This window comes from Flavicella marina (assembly GCF_009193215.1).
GTDB classification, from domain to species: domain Bacteria; phylum Bacteroidota; class Bacteroidia; order Flavobacteriales; family Flavobacteriaceae; genus Flavicella; species Flavicella marina.
On the sequence record NZ_VYVA01000011.1, the window covers coordinates 1 to 290 of the forward strand.

Annotated in this window: 1 protein-coding gene; it reads right to left on the reverse strand. The window is 70.0% G+C overall.

The features are described 5' to 3' along the window. Positions 1 to 217, reverse strand: a 217-nt coding sequence (locus F6P99_RS13340) for a hypothetical protein (protein WP_152287994.1), incomplete at its 3' end; no start/stop codon positions are given. Positions 218 to 290 lie beyond the last annotated feature (73 nt).

The window sequence follows — 290 nt, forward strand, 5'->3', positions numbered from 1 at the left end:
GCTCGACCTGCTCGGCTTCCGCGATGGCGTCCAACCCCAGGACGGCCGCGCCCTTGCAGGCCCAGAAGGGAGGGGGCGAGCCGTCGTCCTTCGGCCGCGCGTAGTCGTCGAAGTCCCCGCGCCGCTTGGTGCTGCGCTCGCCGAGATAGTGAGCGTAGCCGGCTCCGCCGCGGCGCGGCTGGTTGGCTTGCGAGTTGATCTTCGTGATCGAGAGCATCACGCCTCCTCTCCAGGCTGGCTGAACAGCAAGTCGAACTCGCCGGCGCACGCGGGAGCGCAATCCGCAGCCG